Source organism: Aeromonas sp. Prich7-2, from assembly GCF_017939255.1.
In the GTDB taxonomy this organism is placed as follows: domain Bacteria; phylum Pseudomonadota; class Gammaproteobacteria; order Enterobacterales; family Aeromonadaceae; genus Aeromonas; species Aeromonas caviae.
Map to the genome: position 1 here is coordinate 1 of NZ_JAGKRI010000366.1, position 293 is coordinate 293.

Below are 293 nucleotides of genomic sequence, written 5' to 3' on the forward strand. Positions count from 1 at the left end.
GGCCTATGGCCGTGGTCAGGAGGCGGCCAAGCGGCTGCTGGGCGCCGAGTTTGACGGGGTGCTGGTGACCGACCAGTACGCCGGCTACCGGTTTATCGACGCCGACCAGCGGCAACTGTGCTGGGCCCACGTGGCCCGCAATCTCGCGGCCATCGCCGAGAGTAGCGAGCAGTGCAACCAGCCCATCGGTGCCCGGTTGGTCTTGCTGGCGGATGCGGTGTTTCGTACCCGGCACCGTTGGGAAAGCGGTGCGTTGAGCAAGCAGAAATACCTGCGCAGGCTCGCGCGTTACC

At 66.6% G+C, this 293-nt stretch carries 1 protein-coding gene; it reads left to right on the forward strand.

Annotated features, from left to right (window positions below):
• Positions 1 to 293, forward strand: a 293-nt coding sequence (locus J9892_RS25315; RefSeq protein WP_210539138.1) for a transposase, incomplete at both ends; no start/stop codon positions are given.